The 18,820-nt window shown below is 66.9% G+C and carries 16 protein-coding genes and 1 pseudogene; 9 read left to right on the top strand and 8 right to left on the bottom strand.

The window, feature by feature from the left end; genetic code table 11:
- The first annotated feature begins 45 nt into the window (after positions 1 to 45).
- The gene (locus AB2M62_RS06875) at positions 46 to 2,163 is read left to right on the top strand and encodes a TonB-dependent siderophore receptor (protein WP_404338780.1); all 2,118 of its coding nucleotides are present in this window, start codon (positions 46 to 48) and stop codon (positions 2,161 to 2,163) included.
- A gap of 202 nt (positions 2,164 to 2,365) precedes the next feature.
- Positions 2,366 to 2,992 carry a hypothetical protein gene (locus AB2M62_RS06880; RefSeq protein ID WP_404338782.1) on the top strand — a complete coding sequence of 209 codons (627 nt, stop codon included), beginning with the start codon at positions 2,366 to 2,368 and terminating at the stop codon, positions 2,990 to 2,992.
- A 42-nt stretch (positions 2,993 to 3,034) separates the two neighbouring features.
- On the opposite strand, the gene AB2M62_RS06885 is transcribed toward AB2M62_RS06880, so the two are convergent.
- Positions 3,035 to 5,092 (bottom strand): M13 family metallopeptidase, encoded by a 2,058-nt coding sequence (locus AB2M62_RS06885; RefSeq protein WP_404338784.1) that lies wholly within the window; start codon positions 5,090 to 5,092, stop codon positions 3,035 to 3,037.
- Between the two features lie 94 nt (positions 5,093 to 5,186).
- Between AB2M62_RS06885 and AB2M62_RS06890 the strand changes: the two genes are divergently transcribed.
- On the top strand, positions 5,187 to 5,444 hold the full coding sequence (locus AB2M62_RS06890; RefSeq protein ID WP_404338786.1) for a hypothetical protein: 258 nt from the start codon (positions 5,187 to 5,189) through the stop codon (positions 5,442 to 5,444).
- 26 nt (positions 5,445 to 5,470) lie between these two features.
- Positions 5,471 to 5,911: pseudogene (locus tag AB2M62_RS06895) on the top strand (DUF6683 family protein); the annotation flags it as partial.
- Between the two features lie 8 nt (positions 5,912 to 5,919).
- Here AB2M62_RS06895 and AB2M62_RS06900 read toward each other — a convergent pair.
- The 4 genes from AB2M62_RS06900 to AB2M62_RS06915 all read right to left on the bottom strand — a co-directional run bounded on the left by AB2M62_RS06900 (position 5,920) and on the right by AB2M62_RS06915 (position 10,436).
- Positions 5,920 to 7,095, bottom strand: coding sequence for a rhomboid family intramembrane serine protease (locus AB2M62_RS06900; protein ID WP_404338788.1), 1,176 nt, complete (start codon positions 7,093 to 7,095; stop codon positions 5,920 to 5,922).
- A 64-nt stretch (positions 7,096 to 7,159) separates the two neighbouring features.
- Positions 7,160 to 8,980 carry a DUF885 domain-containing protein gene (locus AB2M62_RS06905; protein WP_404338790.1) on the bottom strand — a complete coding sequence of 607 codons (1,821 nt, stop codon included), beginning with the start codon at positions 8,978 to 8,980 and terminating at the stop codon, positions 7,160 to 7,162.
- A 14-nt stretch (positions 8,981 to 8,994) separates the two neighbouring features.
- On the bottom strand, positions 8,995 to 9,453 hold the full coding sequence (locus tag AB2M62_RS06910; RefSeq protein ID WP_404338792.1) for an NfeD family protein: 459 nt from the start codon (positions 9,451 to 9,453) through the stop codon (positions 8,995 to 8,997).
- Entirely contained in the window at positions 9,453 to 10,436 is a 984-nt protein-coding gene (locus AB2M62_RS06915; RefSeq protein WP_404338794.1) for an SPFH domain-containing protein, read from the bottom strand. The genes AB2M62_RS06910 and AB2M62_RS06915 overlap by 1 nt, the downstream gene beginning before the upstream one ends.
- A gap of 48 nt (positions 10,437 to 10,484) precedes the next feature.
- On the opposite strand from AB2M62_RS06915, the gene AB2M62_RS06920 reads away from it, so the two are divergent.
- The 5 genes from AB2M62_RS06920 to AB2M62_RS06940 all read left to right on the top strand — a co-directional run bounded on the left by AB2M62_RS06920 (position 10,485) and on the right by AB2M62_RS06940 (position 15,610).
- A complete protein-coding gene (locus AB2M62_RS06920) occupies positions 10,485 to 11,294 on the top strand; it encodes an HpcH/HpaI aldolase/citrate lyase family protein (RefSeq protein ID WP_404338796.1) in 810 nt (269 codons plus the stop codon).
- A gap of 38 nt (positions 11,295 to 11,332) precedes the next feature.
- Complete coding sequence (locus AB2M62_RS06925) at positions 11,333 to 11,734, top strand: hypothetical protein (RefSeq protein WP_404338798.1); 402 nt, start codon at positions 11,333 to 11,335, stop codon at positions 11,732 to 11,734.
- A gap of 88 nt (positions 11,735 to 11,822) precedes the next feature.
- A complete protein-coding gene (gene guaB / locus AB2M62_RS06930) occupies positions 11,823 to 13,280 on the top strand; it encodes an IMP dehydrogenase (protein WP_404338800.1) in 1,458 nt (485 codons plus the stop codon).
- 591 nt (positions 13,281 to 13,871) lie between these two features.
- Positions 13,872 to 15,056 carry an RsmB/NOP family class I SAM-dependent RNA methyltransferase gene (locus AB2M62_RS06935; protein ID WP_404338802.1) on the top strand — a complete coding sequence of 395 codons (1,185 nt, stop codon included), beginning with the start codon at positions 13,872 to 13,874 and terminating at the stop codon, positions 15,054 to 15,056.
- 32 nt (positions 15,057 to 15,088) lie between these two features.
- Positions 15,089 to 15,610 (top strand): tetratricopeptide repeat protein, encoded by a 522-nt coding sequence (locus AB2M62_RS06940; protein ID WP_404338804.1) that lies wholly within the window; start codon positions 15,089 to 15,091, stop codon positions 15,608 to 15,610.
- 4 nt (positions 15,611 to 15,614) lie between these two features.
- Here AB2M62_RS06940 and rsmA read toward each other — a convergent pair whose 3' ends face one another.
- From rsmA to AB2M62_RS06955, 3 genes are read right to left on the bottom strand one after another with little or no spacing between them, the layout of a single operon-like run.
- Positions 15,615 to 16,430, bottom strand: a complete 816-nt coding sequence (gene rsmA, locus AB2M62_RS06945) for a 16S rRNA (adenine(1518)-N(6)/adenine(1519)-N(6))-dimethyltransferase RsmA (RefSeq protein ID WP_404338806.1) — start codon at positions 16,428 to 16,430, stop codon at positions 15,615 to 15,617.
- Positions 16,427 to 17,434 (bottom strand): 4-hydroxythreonine-4-phosphate dehydrogenase PdxA, encoded by a 1,008-nt coding sequence (pdxA, locus tag AB2M62_RS06950; RefSeq protein WP_404338808.1) that lies wholly within the window; start codon positions 17,432 to 17,434, stop codon positions 16,427 to 16,429. Before pdxA ends, rsmA begins: the two co-directional genes overlap by 4 nt.
- Positions 17,435 to 17,453: 19 nt before the next feature.
- On the bottom strand, positions 17,454 to 18,800 hold the full coding sequence (locus tag AB2M62_RS06955) for a peptidylprolyl isomerase (protein WP_404338810.1): 1,347 nt from the start codon (positions 18,798 to 18,800) through the stop codon (positions 17,454 to 17,456).
- Positions 18,801 to 18,820 lie beyond the last annotated feature (20 nt).

Raw genomic sequence — 18,820 nt, forward strand, 5'->3', positions numbered from 1 at the left:
TCGCAATAGCGATAACCGCGCCTTCCGCATATCGGAAGGAACATCATGATCACCCGTCGCCTCGCCGCCGGTCTCCTGCTCGGGACCACGCTCTCCACGCCCGCCTTCGCACAAAGCGAGGAGCGCGAGGATAGCAGCGTGATCGTGGTGACCGGCCAGCAGGCGCCGACGATCTCGTCGGCGGGCACCAAAAGCCAGGTTCCACTCGCCGAGACTCCCCAGTCGATCAGCGTCATCGATTCCGAGGAAATTGCCGGTCTCGGCCTCCAGAACCTCAACCAGGTGCTCCGCTATGTGGCCGGCGTCACCCCCGAGCAGCGCGGCGCCAGCGCCGAAGTCTATGACCAGTTCAAGCTGCGCGGCTTCGATGCGCTCCAGTATCTCGACGGCCTGCGCGCCTTCTCCAGCCCGTCGGGCTATGCCGCCGCCCAGGTCGACATGTCGCGGCTCGATCGCGTCGAAGTCGTCAAGGGGCCGGCCTCGGCGCTCTATGGCCAGTCGGGCCCGGGCGGCCTGGTCGCGCTGACCAGCAAGCTGCCGATCGACCGCGAGTCCTATGGTGCGGTCAGCGCGACGTACGGCAATTACGATCTCTACCGCGTCGACGCCGATATCGGCGGCACCGCGGGCATCGTCGGTTGGCGCGTCTATGGCAGCGCTAATGGCGCCCACACCCAGCAGACCTTCGGCAAGCGCGAGCGCGAGACGATCTCGGGCGCGATGACGATCGGCCAGGGCCAGTCAACCAGCCTGACCTTCCTCGTCAATTATTCGCACGATCCCTATAACGGTACCTATGGCGTGTTCCCGGCCTCGGGCACGTTCATTGCCAATCCCAATGGCAAGCTGCCCACCGATTTCGACGGCGGCGAGCCCGACAATTTCTTTTCGCGCGAGCAGTTCGGCACCACCTATATCTTCAATCACGATTTCGGCAGCGGCTGGGGCTTCCGCTCGTCGGGCCGCTATCAGGACATCACTTCGAAGCTGGGCATCGTCTATATCGGCGGCAGCCTCGATGCGAGCGATCCGACCCAGGCGACCTTCAACCGCGCGTCCTATGCCACCGACGAAGCGGTCCGCGCCTGGACCTTCGACAACCAGCTGACCGGCAAGATCGAAACCGGCCCGCTCACGCACAATGTAATGATCGGGTTTGACAGCCAGGTCGTCCATTCGAACGAGGATTTCGCATTCGGCAGCTTCGGCTCGATCAACGGCTATAACCCGGTCTACGGCACCGCGCCGGTCCCCGCCACGCCGGCCCAGGTTCCCAATCCGTTCGGCGGATCGGTGGATTACAATCTTCGCCAGCGCGGGCTCTATGCGCAGGACGAGATTTCGTGGGGCGGGCTGCGCGTCGCGCTCAGCGGGCGCCAGGATTGGGCGCGCGTCGAGGCGGTGGGCTCGCCTGCCGAAAACAGCGAGAAGTTCACCTATCGCGCCGGGGCGCTCTACAAGACCAGCTTCGGCCTCGCGCCCTATATCTCCTATGCAACGTCGTTCGAGCCGCAGACCGGGCTCGTCCTCAACGATGACAATAGCCTCGGCAATGCCAAGCCGTCCGAGGGCAAGCAGCTCGAGATCGGCGCGAAATATCAGGTGCCGGGCACCCAGATCCTCGTTTCGGGCGCCTGGTTCGACATCGACCAGACCAATCTGCTCACGTCGGTCCAGGGCCAGCCCTATTCGATCCAGACCGGCAAGGTGAATTCGAGCGGCGTCGAAGTCGAGGCGACCGCGCCGCTGCCGCTCGGCTTCGAAGCCAAGCTCGCCTTCAGCCGTCAGGACGTCAAGGACGATGCCGGCAAGCGCATCCTCGGCGTCGGCCGCGGCAACACCACCTTCAACCTCGAATGGGCGCCCAAGCAGGGCGCGCTCCAGGGCTTCGCGATCGGCGGCGCGGTCCGCCATCTCGACGAGGTCTATGCCGGCACCTATTTCGACGGCGTCACCTACAACACCCCGTCCTACACGCTGTTCGACGCGCTCGCGCGCTACGACCTCGGCAAGCTCACGCCGCGGCTCGAAGGGCTCACCGTGTCGGTCAACGCGACCAACATCTTCGACAAGAAGTATCTGAGCGCCTGCTATCTTGATTATGGCTGGTGCTGGTATGGCAACCGCCGCACCGTCCAGGGCACGATCGGCTTCCGCTGGTAAGCCGCATGGGCTGCAGCGCCGGCAAGGCCTGCAGCCCATCGCAGCTATCGCCCGGTCTGTGGCCCGATTGTTGCGCAGCCGGTCGAATCGCGATCGAAGGGCGGGTCCCCGCGCTCGCGGGTGCTTCATCGAACAGGGAGGTCCGTTTGAACAAGTTCTGGGTGCTGCCGGCCGCGTGCGCCGGCGCGTTGCTGGCGTCGGGGTGCCAAAAAAGGAAGAGGTCTCGAACAGCACGACCACCACCACGGTCGAGGCGGCGGCTGCCACTCCAGAGGCCCAGCCCAGCGCGACGGCATCGGCGACCCCAGGGCCAGCCGCGCCGTTCGACATGGCCAAGGTGCCGGTTTCGAACGTTCAGCTCGGCGCCTTCCCCTATCTGGCGCTTCCGAACGGCTACAAGCCGGGTAGCGAGAAAACGCTCGAAATCTCGCGCTATCCGGTGCTGGTTGGCGACCATTTCCAATGGGTTGAAGGCAAGGTCTACGACGCCAGCATCAGCAATATCGACGGCAAGGACTTCTCGCTTTACGAGCTCCAGAAGAATATCGAGACGCTCGTCACCCAGGCTGGCGGCACCAAGGTCTATGAGGGCAAGCCGACCTCGGAAACGCTCGAGGCCATCAAGGATGCGCGCCAGGCCTTCGACGACAGCGTCAACGGTCTCGGTGGCGGCACTGTCCAGGTCTATCTGATCCACCAGCAGAACCGCGACATCTGGATCCAGATGGTCGCTAACGACAGTTACGGTGCCTGGGGCATCGTCGAGGCCAAGCCGTTCCAGGCCAGCGCGAAGCTGATCTCGGCAGAGGCGCCCAAGCCGGCCCAATAACGGTCCGGGGCCGCAGCGCCCTTGCGGTGCGGCCCCGACGGTTCACCAGATGCGGACGCGGTCCGCCGGCGCGAGATAGTGCTTCTGCGCCGAGTCGATATTCCATGCGGCATACCAGGCATCGACATTGCGCAACGGGTTGATCGCGCGGATCTGCCCGGGCGAGTGCGGATCGCCGACCAGTTGCTGGCGCAGCGCCTCGGTGCGGAACAAGGTGCGCCACACCTGGCCCCAGCCCAGGAAGAAGCGCTGGTCGCCGGTGAAGCCGTCGATCGTCGGTGCCGGCTTGCCGCCCAGCGCGGCGTGATAGGCGTCGAGCGCGATCAGCACGCCGCCGAGATCGCCGATATTCTCGCCCATCGATGCCCGCCCGTTGATGTGCACGCCGGGCAGCCCCTCGAAGCTGTACGCCTCATATTGCCCGCCCAGCCGCACTGCCTGCGCCTCGAACTTGGTCGCGTCCTCGGCGGTCCACCAGTCGCGCAGCACGCCCTTGCCGTCGGACTTGCGGCCCTGGTCGTCGAAGCCATGGCTGATCTCGTGCCCGATCACTCCGCCGATCCCGCCATAATTGACGGCATCGTCGGCATTGGGATCGAAGAAGGGCGGCTGCAGGATCGCCGCGGGGAAGACGATCTCGTTCTTGACCGAATTGTAATAGGCGTTGACGGTCTGCGGGGTCATTCCCCACTCTGCCTTGTCGACCGGGCCGCCCATGCGGTTGCGGCGGTAATCCCATTCGAACCGCTGGGCGCGCTCGGCATTGCCGACCAGGTCGCCGGGCGTGACCGTCAGGGCGGTATAGTCGCGCCACTTGTCGGGATAGCCGATCTTGACGGTGAAGCCCTTGAGCTTGGCCTGGGCCTGTAGCTTGGTTTCCGGGCTCATCCAGGCGAGATTGTCGATCCGCCCGGCCAGCGCCACGCGCAGATTGCCGACCAGCGTATCCATCTTGGCCTTGGAGGCGGGCGGGAAATACAGCGCGACATAATCGCGGCCGATGCCCTCGCCGATCGCGCGCTCGGTATAGGCCACCGCGCGCTTCCAGCGGTCGCGCTGCGCCGGCTGGCCGTTGAGGAACTTCGAACGGAATTCGAACTGCGCGTCGACGAAACGCTTCGAGAGCAGGGGCGCGACATCGTCGGTCACGCGAAATGCCTCCCAGGCCTTGAGCGTCGCCAGATCGGTGTCGGCGAACAGCTTGGCGATCGCCGGGAAGGCAGTGTTCTGGGCGACGATCGCGCGCTCGGCCTTGCCGATACCCGCCGCCTGCCAATAGGCGTCCCAGGGGAAGCCCGGCGTCTGCGCCTTCAGGTCGGCGAGCGTCGTCAGATTATAGGTCTTGTCGCGGTCTCGGCTCTGCGCGCGGGTCCAGTGCGCCTGGGCAAGCCTGGTCTCCATCGCCACGACGCTGCCCGCCGCAGCTTCGGCGTTGGGCCAGCCCGCCATCGCCAGCATCTGGGCGACATATTGCCGGTATCGCGCTACTTGCGGCGCGAACTTGGCATCGAGATAGAGCTCGCGGTCGCCCAGGCCAAGCCCGGACTGGCGCAGATACAGAGCATAGACATCGGGCTGCTTGGCGTCGTCATTGACGCCCGCCGAGAAGAAGCTCGCGCCAAAGCCGCCGGTCGACTGCCCCATCAGCCGCGCGATGTCGGTCTTGGTCGCAGCGGCCTTGATCGGCGCAAGCCGCTGGGACAGCGGCTGGGCGTCTAGCTTCTCGGCCAGCGCCTCGTCCATGAACCCGCCATAAAGCGCTGCCGCCTTCACGCGGTCGGGGTGCGCGGCATCGGTGGCGCTGTAGCTCGAGATCAGGCTGCGCAGCCGTTGCTCGGAGAGGTCGCGCAGCACGGCGAAGGCGCCGTAGGACGAACGATCCTCCGGGATCGGCGTCTTGGCTGCCCAGCTGCCGTTGACGAAGCGGAACCAGTCGTCGCCCGGCTTCACGCTTCGGTCCATGCCGGCAAGGTCGAAGCCCCAACTGCCATAGCCGGTCGCGGCTTGCGCCGCGGGCGTCGCCTGCTGGCGGCTGAGGGCAGGGGCCGCGATGGCTGCGATCGTGAACGTGGTCGCGAGCAGCAAATGCTTCGGTCTCAAATCGGTCTCCGGTCGGCGTATTGGATGTCGCCGGCAGCTTACACCGCGCGCGCTTCACCGCAATGATCGCCGCCGCTGATCGAGGGAGCCTCGCATGTCCATTCGCTTTGCAATCCTTATCGCGCTCCTGGGCCTCGCTGCGCCGGCAGGAGCGCAGGACATGCCCACCGTGATGCCGAACGACTATGTCCTCAAGGACATCCTCAACCAGCAGCGCATCGATGCGGCGATCGCCAGGCCACGCCGTCCGGCAACCCGCGCGGCACCGCCCGCCGTGCGCGCCGCGCCCATGGCGGCGACCCGCTATCGCGCCTCGCCTGTGGTCAGCAGCGGCAGTTCGTCGGCTGGCTAGGCACCACCGTCGGCGCGGCCAACGCGCGGACGGTTACCCAGGCGCTGGCAAAGGGCGATGCGGTGCAGAGCTGGGCGCGGGTCGTGGCGAGCGACGGCTTGCGTCCCGGAGATCTAGCCGATTCGATGACCGGCTATTGGGTGCTCAACTGGGTGATGGCCAATCGCGGCGACAGCAGTCGGCCGCAGGTGAACGCGGCGCGTGGGCAGGTCCGCGCGATCCTTGCCGCCAATCCGCGCCTGGCCGCGCTCAACGACGCGCAGCGCCAGGAACTCTCCGAAACGCTGATGCTCAATTTCCTGATCCAGCACGCCGCCTATGTCGACGCGATGCAGCGCGGCGATCAGGCGACGATGCGCAGGCTCGGCGACGCCGCGGTCGCGCGCTTCCGCAAGGAAATGGGCGTGGACCTGCGTCGGCTCCGTCTGGGCGATGCGGGCTTTGCGCCGGTCAACCCACGCGGCTGATCGTGCGCTCAATCGGTCGACGCAAGTGCCTGCGGGATCGGATAGCCCGTAGGCTCGATATCGGCCGCCGCCCCGGAAGCGCGGGGTAGCAACTTCGGACCGGCCAGGAGCCCGAACAGGAAGCCCCCCAGATGCGCTTCCCAGGCTAGTCCGCCAGCGGTCCCGCTCGCCCAGGCCATCGAAGCGAGCAACGCGAACAGGAACGCGTTGTGCTTGACCAAGTCCCAGCCGACGCGGCGTATCCGCCGGGACTGGACCGGCAGCAGGTCGGTCCCGTCGACGGGGGCCCTGATCAGCAAGCCAAGCAACCCATAGAGCGCTCCAGAGGCGCCAAGCATCGGCACGGTTCCGGCCGGGTGCACTACGAGATAGAGCGCGGCTCCCGCCATTCCGCTGAGCAGGAACAGCAGCCAGAAACGTAGCCAGCTGAGCGGCGCAGGCCCGAGCCGGGCGGTAAGGGCGCCACCGATCGACGCCAGCATCGTCATGTTCAGCGTCAAATGCGCCGTGCCGCCATGGGCAAACATGTGCAGGATGATCGTGTCGAAACGCCCGTGCGCCAGCGCGACTCCGGACAGGCCCCACGCGGCCATTCCGGCGAATTGATGCGCGGCATTGTACCAGACCCACGCAATAACGCAGGTCGCGCCCAGCACCGCTGCCGGCGCCTGCATTCGCCAGCCTAGCGGCTCGGGTTCGACCGGCTCGAAGCTGACCTGCGCGCTCTGTGGCGACAGGATTCCATTTTCTTCGAGCAGTTCAAGGCTGCTGCGCAGCGATTCCATCACGTCCCGCGTCGCACGTACCGTTACGGGGTCTCCGGTCGAGAAGGCGATGGAGAAATGCGGCGGGCGTAGCCACCATCGCTGGTTGCGCATGCGCCATTGGCCATCCGTTTCCGACTTCTCGTAAAATCCTTGCTCGCCGAGCAGCCGTTCCAGCCATTCGGCCTGCGTCTTCGATATCGTCATTGTGGCAGGCCGTCCGACGAACTGGATGACCCAGCCGAGCATGGCGATGGGCAATGCCCCCTTCGGAACGTGCCCGATTGAAAGGCCCAGCCATATGCCAAGGCCGATGGCGACCAAATTGGGGACGAGCTGATAGAGGCTGTAAATCGGCACCAGATCGCGCAGCAGCCCATGCCGCGATCGAATGGACAGCCCGTTCTCGTCACCGGTCATGCGCGCCTTGTCGCGCCGGCGCAGGCACTTTGCAATGTCGGCCAGGCGCGCGCTGGGTCGGGCTTTAGCCCTTGGCCCCCGCCACATAGCGATCGATCACATGCCCCAGCACGGTCATCGGCACGTTGCCGCCGAGCACCACGGCATCGTTGAACGCCTTGAAGTCGTAGCGCGGCCCCATCGCCGCCTGTGCCTTGGTCCGCAGCCGGTTGATCTCGCTATGCCCGACCTTGTAGCCGCAGGCTTGGCCCGGCCACGAGCAATAGCGATCGACTTCGCCCGACACTTCGTCCTCGCCCGATCCGTTGGAGTTGACGAACCAGCGGATCGCGTGCTCGCGCGTCCAGCGCTTGGCATGAAGCCCGGTGTCTACCACCAGCCGGCAGGCGCGGAAGCCCAGCGACTGGAGATAGCCCAGCTTCTCCGCGGGATTTTCGGCATAGACGCCCAGCTCGTCGGCCAGCTGCTCGCCATAGAGCGCCCAGCCTTCGGAATAGGCGTTGAACTGCAGGATGCTGCGGATCAGCGGCAGCTTGAAGGTATATTCGCCCTGCCAGACATGGCCGGGGATCGCCTCGTGATAGGCGAGGTCGGGCAGCGAGAAGCGCGTGTGCAGATCGGTGCTGCGCAGGTTGATCCAGAATTTGCCCGGGATCGTGCCGTCGATCGATCCCGGCCCGCCATAGGCGCCGGGCGCGCCGGCCTCCTCGACCAGCGGGATGCGCTTCACTTCGACATTGCCCTTGACCAGCGTGTGGAACGCCTGGGGCATGCGGCTGCGAATGTCGGCGATGCGGCGGTTGAGCAGCGCCATGATCTCGGCGCGGCCGGGGTCGCCGGCGGGGAAGGTGAAGCGCGGGTCCTTGGCGAGCGCGGTCATCCGCGCGCCGACGCTGCCCTGGCTATACCCCTCCTTCTTGAGGATCGCGTCCATCTCGGACTGGATCGCCGCAAGCTGGTCGAGCCCCATCTTGTGGACTTCCTCCGGCGACATCGTCGTCGTCGTGCCCGCGCGCAGCGCCCAGGCATAATAAGCGTCGCCGTCCTTGAACTTCCACACCCCGGCGTCGCTCGTCGCCTTGGCGCGGTGCTTCTCCAGCTCGGCGATCTGGCGGTCGAGCGCGGGAATGATCTTGTCGTTGCACAGCAGCCAGGCGCGCTGGCCGAAATCGCCCTGCATCCCGGCGGTGCGATTGGCGACCGACGTCACCAGCCCCCAGCCGGCGGTGTTGCCGCCGCGCGAAAGCTTGATCTGCTGGAGCGCCTTGTCGAGCAGGAAGTCGGGCGCAATCACGCCCCGCGCGCCGTCCGCCTTCAGCCGCGCGGTTTCGCCGTCAAGCTGCTCGCCATAGGATTCGAGCCGGTCGAGATAGGCTTCGCCATCCTCGCTGGTCGCGATCTGGTGGTCGGTGTCGAGCATCCTCGGCACGTCGAGCACGGCGCCGACATTCTGCGCGACGACATAGGGGGTGTTGCGCCAGCCGCCGATCGGCACGTCGCCATAGCCGAAGGCAAAGCCGTCGAGCGCGTTGGTGTACGACGCCTGGACCACGTCGATATTGGTGCGCATCACCGGGCTCATCGTCGCAGTGTCGAGCTTGTTGATCGCGGCGAGCGTGTCGCGGACATGCTGTGCGATCTTGTGCTGCCCCGCAGCCGAGCGATCCATCAACTGGTGCTTGAGGGTCGATCGCTTGTCCTTGTCGATGCCCAGGGTCGTCGCGGTTTCGGGATAGGCCTTGAGCAGCGCCTCGGCGGTGCGGTCGATCAGTGCCTGGGCCGGCGCATCGCCGTTCGCGAGCAGCGCACGCGCCTGGGCGGGGAGGGCGCTCGCGGCAAGCGTGGCGCCGGTGCCGAGAAGAAGCTGGCGGCGGGTTGGACGCATGGAAACTCCGAAGGTCAGGCTTGGGGAAGGGAAGCGATCGGCTCGACGATCAGCGTGCTGCCGGTGCCGCCCGTGATGCGCACGCGCGCGCCGGCCGGCTGGTCGGGCCCCTGGGCGAGCCATTCGCTGTCGCCGACGCGCACGCGGCCGCGACCGCCGTCGATCGCGCTCACCACGGTGACGGTCTCGCCGATGAGCCGGGCCACCCGGTCGTTGAGCAGCGGATCGCTCGTCGCCACCGGAAAGTCGCGATACCAGCGCCGCCCGATCAACACCGTCGCCAGCGACCAGGCAGCAAAGCCGATCAGCTGGCCGCCGATAGAAAGCTCGGGGAAGAGCAGGGCGATCGCGCCGGTGATCGCCGCGGCGACGGCGAAGAAGACCAGATAGACGCCGGGCACCAGCAATTCGGTGATCGCGAGCAGCACGCCCGCGATCAGCCACAGCACGCCGGCGCTGTGCATCCAGTCCATCAGTCGCCCTGCTGGTCGAACGGTCCGCGCCGCGCCGGTGCCGGCGGCTGGGGCGTCGCCGGGGGCTTGGGCCCCGCCAGCGCATCCTTGGCGAGCTCGCCGATCCCGCCCAGCGTGCCGATCAGCTGCGTCGCCTCGACCGGGAACAGGATCGTCTTGGCGTTGGGCGACGTCGCGAACTTGCCGACGGCTTCGACATATTTCTGCGCGATGAAGTAGTTGAGCGACTGGCTCGAGCCTTTCTCGATCGCATCGGAGACCAGCCGGGTCGCCTCGGCCTCGGCTTGCGCCGCGCGCTCGCGCGCCTCGGAATCGCGGAAGGCCGATTCCTTGCGCCCCTCGGCCTCGAGGATGCGCGCCTGCTTCTGGCCTTCGGCGCGCAGGATCTCGGAGGCGCGGGTGCCTTCGGCCTCGAGGATGTTGGCGCGCTTCTCGCGCTCGGCCTTCATCTGCCGGCCCATCGCGTTGACGATGTCGGCGGGAGGACGGATGTCCTTGATCTCGACGCGAGTGATCTTGACGCCCCACGGCGTCGTCGCGTGATCGACCACCGAGAGCAGCCGCGCATTGATCTCGTCGCGCTTGCTCAGCGTCTCGTCGAGATCCATCGATCCCATCACGGTGCGCAAATTGGTCGTCGTCAGCTGGAGCAGCGCGACATAGAGGTCCGACACTTCATAGGCCGCCTTGGCCGCGTCGAGCACCTGGAAGAACACCACCCCATCGGTGGAGATCATCGCATTGTCCTTGGTGATGATCTCCTGGCCCGGAATGTCGATCACCTGCTCCATCATGTTCACCTTGCGGCCGACGCGATAGAAAAAGGCGGGGTAGAAGTTGAAGCCGGGGACCGCGACCGTGGTGAACCGGCCGAAATGCTCGATCGTATATTGATAGCCCTGGGTGACGATCTTCACGCTCGATACGATGTAGAGGAACACCAGCACCGCCAGCGCCACCAGAAACGCGGATATGACGTCCATTCCGACTCCCCTCGCAAAACCTGTCCCTTGCTAGCATAGAGCAGGCCCATGACCACAGCCCTCGCACCGCGCACCGCGCTGTTCCTCCCGGCCTCGAACCCGCGCGCGATCGCCAAGGCGCGCAGCCTCGAGGTCGACATGGTGATCCTCGACCTCGAGGACGCCGTCCGCGACGACGCCAAGGCCGCGGCGCGCGCCGCCGCAGTCGAGGCGGTGGGAGCGGGCTTCCCAGGGCTCTGCGCGATCCGCATCAACGGCATTGGCGCGCCCGACCATGCCGCCGATCTCGTCGCCGTCGCCGCCTCGGCCTGCGATTATGTCGTCGTCCCCAAGGTCGAGTCCGCAGCGGAGGCGGCGGCGATCGCCCAGGCCGCGGCCAAGCCGCTGCTTGCGATGATCGAAACCCCGCGCGGCGTCCTCGCCGCCGTCCAGATCGCCGCGGTGCCGGGCGTCGCCGGGCTGATCGCCGGAGCCAATGATCTGCGCGCCACGCTCGGCATCCCCTCCGGTCGCGACGGCCTCGCCCTCGCATTGCATACGATCGTCCTCGCCGCCCGCGCCGGTGGGGGCTGGGCGCTCGACGGCGTGTTCAACGCGCTCGACGACGCGGACGGCCTCGCCGCCGAGGCGCGCCACGGCCGCTCGCTCGGCTTCGATGGCAAGTCGCTGATCCACCCCAACCAGATTGCGGCCACTGCCGCCGCCTTTGGTCCGAGCGATGCCGAGCTTGCCGACGCGCAAGCGCTGGTCGAGGCGGCGACCGGCGGCGCCGAACGCTTCCGCGATCGCATGATCGAGGCAATGCACGTCGCCCAGGCCCACGCGCTAATCGCCCGCGCGGGGAGCCGATCGGGCTGACAAGCGTCTAGCCAGAGAACGTTACGGAAGAAGATCGAATGTCCGAACTGCCTGCGCTCCATGACGACCTTGTCGCCACCATCGCCGATCTCGCCGCGCTCACCGCGCGCGATGCGCCGGATGAGGCGCCGCTCGCGGCCACACGCTACAAGCTCACCCGCCTGAGCACCGCCCGTCGCCGCGCGATCGAGATGCTGTGCGCGCAGCAGATTTCGCGCCTGCCGCCGCACGAGGCGGATCGCCTCCGCCGCTTCCAGGAAGAAATCACCAGCCAGCGCGGCACGTCGTCGCGCCACATTTCCGAATGGAGCCCGCGCGACATCGTCAAGAACTGGCCGGGCTATTGCGCGGCCTCGGCGACGATGCGCGCCGCGATGCTCGCCCAGATCGACCGGGAGAAGGCGCTGCTCTACCCCCTGATCGGGGCCGATGGCCGCTAAACCGCATCGGGGCCACACCCCCTAGCGCTTTTCTACCCTCGCGTTTACATGGCTCGCCAACCTCCAACTCAGGACATTGGCGCACCTCATGGATATCCCCCTCGGCCTCACCTTCGACGACGTCCTTCTCTATCCGGGCGAGTCCGAGATCGTGCCGAGCATGGCCGACACCCGCACCCAGGTGACCAAGAGCCTCGCGCTCAACATTCCGATGCTCTCCTCGGCGATGGACACCGTCACCGGCGCGGACATGGCGATCGTGATGGCCCAGCTCGGTGGCATCGGTGTGCTTCACCGCAACATGGAGATCGAGGAGCAAGTCGAGGCCGTTCGGCAGGTCAAGCGCTTCGAGAGCGGCATGGTGGTCAACCCGATCAGCATGCGCCCCAGCGGCACGCTCGCCGAGGCACAGGCGCTGATGGCGCAGCACAAGATCAGCGGCATCCCGATCATCGAGGATAGCGGCAAGCTGGTCGGCATCCTCACCAACCGCGATGTGCGTTTCGCCGAGAACCCCAGCCAGCCGGTCTCCGAGCTGATGACGCACGAGAACCTCGCCACCGTTCCCGTCGATTTCGCCAAGGACGAGGCCAAGCGGTTGCTCCACCAGCGCCGGATCGAGAAGCTGCTGGTCGTCGACAAGGATTATCGCTGCGTCGGGCTGATCACGGTCAAGGACATCGAAAAGGCCGTCACGTCGCCCCATGCCACCAAGGATGCCGCCGGTCGCCTGTGCGTCGCCGCGGCGACTACGGTTGGCGACAAGGGCTTTGCCCGCACCGAAGCGCTGGTCGATGCCGGCATCGATCTTGTCGTGATCGATACGGCGCACGGCCACAACAAGGACGTCAGCCGCGCGGTCGAGCGCGTCAAGAAATTGTCGAACAGCGTTCAGGTCATCGCCGGCAACATCGCCACCGCCGAGGCCGCCAAGGCACTGATCGGCGCGGGCTCGGATGGCGTGAAGGTCGGCATCGGCCCGGGATCGATCTGCACCACCCGCGTCGTCGCCGGCGTCGGCGTGCCGCAGCTTACCGCGGTGCTCGATGCCGCGACCGAAGCCGCCAAGTCGGGCGTGCCGGTGATAGCCGATGGCGGCATCCGCACCTCGGGCGACATCGCCAAGGCGCTCGCCGCCGGCGCGTCGGCGGTGATGGTCGGCTCGCTCCTCGCCGGCACCGAGGAAGCGCCGGGAGAAACGTTCCTCTACCAGGGCCGCGCCTACAAATCGTATCGCGGCATGGGCTCGGTCGGCGCGATGGCCAAGGGTTCGGCGGACCGCTATTTCCAGCAGGACATCAAGGACCAATTGAAGCTCGTCCCCGAAGGGATTGAGGGTCAGGTGCCGTTCAAGGGGCCGGCCAAGGACATCATTCACCAGCTGATCGGCGGCGTCAAAGCATCGATGGGCTATGTCGGCGCGGGCACCATCCCCGAATTCCAGAAGAAGGCGCGGTTCGTGCGGATCACCAATGCGGGCCTTCAGGAAAGCCACGTCCACGACGTGACGATCACCCGCGAAGCGCCCAACTACCCGACGCGCTAAGGCCGTGCCTGCGTCCTCCCCCTTGCCGGGGGGAGGACAGGTAACGCTTTCAAAGTAGGATTTTCTCTGCTTGAGCAAACCGATGGGCGGTTCTGCACCTTTCGCTTGGCGCGCACCCCGCACGATAGCCGATGCGCGGCACGCGCGCGTCGCGCAGAAGCGCCCAGCGAGCGCGTCCGCCAACCAAATGGTTGGCCCGGACCCGCACCGAGAGCCTTATCGCTCTACCTTCGCAAATTTTAATGCCGTGAATTCAGAGCTTTTCCTTGATTGCCCGTTTGCCGGCAAATTCGCGATTCGTGTCAATCGGTGTCAAGCGACGGGAGAAGCCGGACCACAGCGGCGCCGGTCCATCGCCGCGCGTAACTGTGACCTTTGTGACCTTTCAAAAGCCAACCGCCTGGTTGGGAAAGCGCACGCGATCGCGCCCCTCAGCGCGTGCGAAGCTGGTCGCCGCCACCGGGATATTCACGTGAAGTCAATGCTCTATCTCGGCGGTGCGGCTGGCAGCCCGTTGCGCGGCGGCGCGCGACAGGCGGCGTTGCGTGTCAAGCGGTGTCAAGCGACGCTCTCCAACCAAGGTCGCCGCGCATGAATCCCTCCGCCCGCCTCCAGGCCGCGATCGACTTGCTCGACCGGATCACCGTCGCCGCGCGCGATCAGGGCGGGTCGGCCGATACGATCATCGCCAAATATTTTGCCGAGCGCCGCTATGCCGGCTCGAAGGACCGCCGTGCGATCCGCGAACTGGTCTATGATGCGGTCCGCCTGCTCGGCGCGCGCCCTGAGAGCGGCCGCGCCGGCATGCTCGCGCTCGCCCGCAAGCGCCCCGACCTCGCCGATTTGTTCGACGGCTCGTCTTATGGCCCGGCGCCGGTCGACCCGGCAGAGCCCGTCGCCAAAGCCGGGCTGCTCCCCGGCTGGCTGGGCAAGGCAATGGCGGCCTCGGGGCTCGACGCCGCCGAACAGGCAGCGCTGCTTGCGCGCGCGCCGCTCGATATCCGGATCAACACGCTCAAGGCGGATCCTGCCGCTGCGGCTGCGGAAATTCCGGGGGCGGTACCGCTCGCCCATCTCTCCGCCGGCTTCCGCCTGGCGCCCGACACCTCGATCGAGCAGCTCCCCGCTTATGCCGAGGGTGCGCTCGAAGTGCAGGACGCCGGCAGCCAGTTCGTCAGCCTCGCCGGCGGTGCTGCGCCGGGGATGCGGGTGATCGATCTCTGCGCCGGCGCGGGCGGCAAGACGCTCGCGCTCGCCGCGGCAATGGCCAATCAGGGCGAGATCGTCGCCTGCGACATCGATCGCCAGCGACTCTCGCGGCTTGCCCCGCGCGCGCAGCGGGCAGGGGTGACGATCGCGTCGACGCTGCTGCTCGATCCCAATCGCGAGTGGGAAAAGCTCGAAGATCTGCGCGAAAGCGCCGATCTCGTCGTCATCGATGCGCCGTGTTCGGGCACCGGCACCTGGCGCCGCAACCCCGAGGCGCGCTGGCGGCTCACCCCCGATCGGCTCGCGCGCTTCGCCGACACTCAGCATCGGCTGCTCCGGCTCGGCGCGGAACTGGTCCGCCCCGGCGGGACGCTGGTTCATATCGTCTGTTCGTTGCTGGATGCCGAAGGCGCCGGCCAGGCGGCGGCGTTCCTGGCCGATCATCCCGGCTGGAGTGCGCAGCCGATCGCGCTGGGTGTGGGCACGCCACGCGGGCCGGGCCTGCGCCTCACCCCGCTGGCGGACTCGACCGATGGCTTTTTTGTCGCGAAGATGACCCGGCCATGATAGCCAAATCGGTCTCAGTCTCGGAGAAGTTGATGCGTTTCACTGCGATTTCGGGTGCGGCGGCGCTGCTGGTCCTGTCGGTTTCCACTTCGCTGATGGCGCAGCGCCCCGACGATCAGATCGATCCCAAGTCGCTTGCCCTGCTCCAGGAAGGCCGTGCCGCCCGCGCTGCCGGCAATCTCGACGGCGCCGAGGATGCGCTCGAAAGCGCGCTCGCGGTCGATCCGCGCAACCGCGAGGCATTCGTCGTCCTCGCCGAAGTTGCCCGCTCGCGCAGCCTGCCGGGCAAGGCGATCCGCTTCTATGGCGAGGCGCTGGCGCTCGAGCCCAACGATCTCGCCGCGTTGCGCGGGCAGGGCGAGGCGCTGGTCGCCAAAGGCGCGATCGAGAAGGCCAAGGCCAATCTCGCGAAGATCAACACGATCTGCAAGACCGGCTGCAACGATGCCAATATCCTTGCCGCGACCATCGCCAAGGGCCCGCCGCCGACGACGACCGCCCAGGCAGTCCCTGCCGCGCAGACTCCCGCGGACAAGCCTGCGGAGCCGAACTGAACCGCTAGCTGAGCGCTTTCGCCAGCGCGACGAACTCTTCGACGGTCACCGTCTCGGCGCGTCGGCTCGAATCGATCGCGAGCGTCTCCATCGCCTCGATCGCACCCGGCACGCCCTTCAGGCTCTGCCGCAGCATCTTCCGGCGCTGTCCGAAGGCCGCGCCGGTCAGTCCCTCCAGCGTCTTGAGCTTGACGCCATCGGGTGCTGCGGCGGGGACGATATGGACCACGGCGGACATCACCTTGGGTGGCGGGGTAAAGGCCGAACGGTGCACCCCCATCGCTATCCTCGGCGTCGATCGCCACTGCGCCAGCACCGCCAGCCGGCCATAGGCCTCGCTCCCCGGCGCCGCGACGATCCGGTCGGCGACTTCCTTCTGGAACATCAGCGTGAGGCTCGCCCACCACGGCTCCCACGCCGCGGACAACCAGCCGACGAGCAGCGCGGTGCCGACATTGTAGGGCAAATTGGCCACGACATGCGGCTTGCCGGCGAACAGCGCCGGCGCATCGACTTCGAGCGCGTCACCCTCGATCACGCGGAGCTTGTCGGGGAAATAGCCGCCCAGTTCCTCAAGCGCGGGAATGCAGCGCCGGTCGCGCTCGACCGCGGTCACCCGCGCGCCGCCTTCCAGCAGTGCACGGGTCAAGCCGCCGGGGCCCGGACCAACCTCGAACACTTCGGCGCCGTCGATCTGTCCCGGCACCTTGGCGATGCGGGCAAGCAATTGGTGGTCGAACAGGAAATTCTGCCCCAGCGCCTTGCTCGCGCTGAGACCATATTTCTTGATGACCTCGCGAAGCGGCGGAAGCTCGGTCACGGGGCTCCTGCCGCGGCGAGCGCGGCGCGGCGTTCGGCCTGGGCAGCGGCCATCCGGATCGCCGCGATCATCGCGCCGGGATTGGCCTCGTCCTTGCCGGCGATGCCGAAGGCGGTGCCATGGTCGGGCGAGGTGCGGACGATCGGCAGCCCCAGCGTGGTGTTGACTCCGTCGTCGAAGTGCAGCGTCTTGATCGGGATCAGCGCCTGATCGTGATAAAGGCACAGCGCCGCGTCGTACCCGGCGCGGGCACGGGGGTGGAACATCGTGTCGGCCGAGAAGGGCCCGACCGCGTCGATGCCCTCGGCCCGGAGTTGCGCGATCGCCGGCTCGAGGATGTCGACCTCTTCGCGCCCGATCGCGCCGCCTTCGCCGGCATGGGGGTTGAGCCCGGCAAAGGCGAGCCGTGGTTTCTCGATGCCGAAATTGCGAGTCAGCCCGCGCGCGGTCACCCGCGCCTTGGCGACGATCAGCTCCGGCGAAAGCAGCCCCGGTACGTCCGCCAACGCGACATGCACGGTGATCGGTACCACCCGCAGCGTCGGCCCGGCGAGCATCATCACGGTATTGTCGCCCGACACACCGCAGCGTTCGGCGACGAATTCGGTCTGCCCGGGATGCGTGAACCCGATCCGGTAAAGCTGTGCCTTGGAGACCGGGCCGGTCACCAGCCCCGATGCCGCGCACGAGCGGGTCAGGCCGACCGCGAGCTCGAGCGACTGCAGCGCCGATCGCGCCGTCTCGACATCGGGCACGCCCGGCCGCGCTTCGCCGACATCGCCGACGGCAATGATCGGCAGCGCGTCGGCAAAGGCGGCAACCGCGTCGGCGGGGTCTCCGATCCGGACGATGGGACCATCCCACACCGCGGCCACCGCGCGCGGATCGCCCACCGCGAAGAACGGCGCGAGCGAATGGAGTTCGCGCGCATTCCAGGCCTTGGCAGTAATCTCAGGGCCGATCCCGGCGGGATCGCCCATGGCGACGGCAAGCGGTGCGGTCATGGGCGCGCCGCCCGGCACGTCAGCGATATTCGATCAGCGCGTCGCGGCGCAGGTCGCGCAGCATGCGGGTCGCGCGGATGTTGACGCGCTGGTCGGCAAGCTGGTCCTGGACCTGCTCGACCGAAGGCGTGCCCGGGGCGGGCGGATCGTCGCGGCCGCAGATCACCAGCACGCGCACGCCGTCCTCGACCGAGCCGAACGGCTGGGTAACCTGGCCGACCTGGAGCGGCAGGATCATCGTCTGGAGCGCCGCCGGCAGGCTGCCGATGACGATGCCGTCGCGATCGACCACTTCGGCATTCTGGGAAGCCGCCACGCTGGCGACGTCGCCGCAGCCCTTGATCTTCTGGGTCGCCTGGGAGAATGCGGCCGCCCGCGTGCTCGCCTGCGCCTCGGTCGTTCCCTTGGGGAACGAGACGGTGATCTGGCGCAGCGTCAGTTTGGCCTGCTTGGGATCGGCCATGCCAATCTGGCGCTTTTCGGCGAGATAGAGGATCGAGAAGCCCGTGGGCAGCTCGATCGGGCCGGCGACCTGGCCGGGCTGCATCTCCTGCGCCGCCTTGGCGAGCGGATCGGGGAGCATCGCCGGGCGGATCCAGCCGAGGTCGCCGCCGACCGACTTGGTCGACGCTTCCGAATAGGTTTTGGCGAGATAGTCGAACGGCGCGCCTTCGCGCATCTGCTGGATGATCTTCTGCATGCTGGCATGCACTTCCTGCGCACGATCCGGCGTCGCGTTCATGTAGATCTCGTAGACGCGATATTCTTCGGTGCCGGTCGACTTCTTGAGCCGCTCGATGATTTCCTTGGCCTCGGCCTCGCTGACATTGACGTCGACGCGGCGGCGCAGCAGGCGGCTCCACGCCATCTCGCCCTCGATCTGGCGGCGGATGGTCCGCTCGGAGGAGCCGATCTGGCGCAGGAAGCCGCGCATCTGATCCGGCGTCTTCTCGAAATTCTTGGCGACGCGATTGAAGCTCGAATCGATTTCCTTGGGATCGACCGTGATGTCGTTCGACTTGGCTTCCTGGATCTGCAGCGTCTCGTCGATCAGCTGCCGCAGCACGGTGAGCTTGAGCTGGTTGATCTCTTCGGGCTTGAGCGTCAGCTTGTTGAGCCCGGTGATCAGCGCGACGCGCTGGTCTACATCGGTGCCGGTGATGACGACGTCGTTTACGATCGCCGTGGGCTTGCGGATATTGGGGTCGGCCTTGCCGAAGATCTGAAGGTTCGCGGGGAGATCAAGGCCGGCGCTGGGCACTTCCTGATCCTGAACGGTCTGCGCCACCGCGACGGTCGCCAGTCCCGCAATGCCAAGCGCCAGAACAGTCTTGCGGCCGAGCTTGGCCACCTTTGCAACACCCATGTTCACCTGAACCCGTACCC

Source organism: Sphingomonas sp. MMS12-HWE2-04, from assembly GCF_044881185.1.
Classification (GTDB): domain Bacteria; phylum Pseudomonadota; class Alphaproteobacteria; order Sphingomonadales; family Sphingomonadaceae; genus Sphingomonas.

Bases quoted from the DNA above. Each gene is read 5' to 3' on its own strand.
- AB2M62_RS06875 (WP_404338780.1), top strand. From the start codon at position 46: ATGATCACCCGTCGCCTCGCCGCCGGTCTCCTGCTCGGGACCACGCTC.
- AB2M62_RS06890 (WP_404338786.1), top strand. From the start codon at position 5,187: ATGTCCATTCGCTTTGCAATCCTTATCGCGCTCCTGGGCCTCGCTGCG.
- AB2M62_RS06900 (WP_404338788.1), bottom strand. From the start codon at position 7,095: ATGACCGGTGACGAGAACGGGCTGTCCATTCGATCGCGGCATGGGCTG.
- AB2M62_RS06905 (WP_404338790.1), bottom strand. From the start codon at position 8,980: ATGCGTCCAACCCGCCGCCAGCTTCTTCTCGGCACCGGCGCCACGCTT.
- AB2M62_RS06910 (WP_404338792.1), bottom strand. From the start codon at position 9,453: ATGGACTGGATGCACAGCGCCGGCGTGCTGTGGCTGATCGCGGGCGTG.
- AB2M62_RS06915 (WP_404338794.1), bottom strand. From the start codon at position 10,436: ATGGACGTCATATCCGCGTTTCTGGTGGCGCTGGCGGTGCTGGTGTTC.
- AB2M62_RS06920 (WP_404338796.1), top strand. From the start codon at position 10,485: ATGACCACAGCCCTCGCACCGCGCACCGCGCTGTTCCTCCCGGCCTCG.
- AB2M62_RS06925 (WP_404338798.1), top strand. From the start codon at position 11,333: ATGTCCGAACTGCCTGCGCTCCATGACGACCTTGTCGCCACCATCGCC.
- guaB (WP_404338800.1), top strand. From the start codon at position 11,823: ATGGATATCCCCCTCGGCCTCACCTTCGACGACGTCCTTCTCTATCCG.
- AB2M62_RS06935 (WP_404338802.1), top strand. From the start codon at position 13,872: ATGAATCCCTCCGCCCGCCTCCAGGCCGCGATCGACTTGCTCGACCGG.
- AB2M62_RS06940 (WP_404338804.1), top strand. From the start codon at position 15,089: ATGCGTTTCACTGCGATTTCGGGTGCGGCGGCGCTGCTGGTCCTGTCG.
- pdxA (WP_404338808.1), bottom strand. From the start codon at position 17,434: ATGACCGCACCGCTTGCCGTCGCCATGGGCGATCCCGCCGGGATCGGC.
- AB2M62_RS06955 (WP_404338810.1), bottom strand. From the start codon at position 18,800: ATGGGTGTTGCAAAGGTGGCCAAGCTCGGCCGCAAGACTGTTCTGGCG.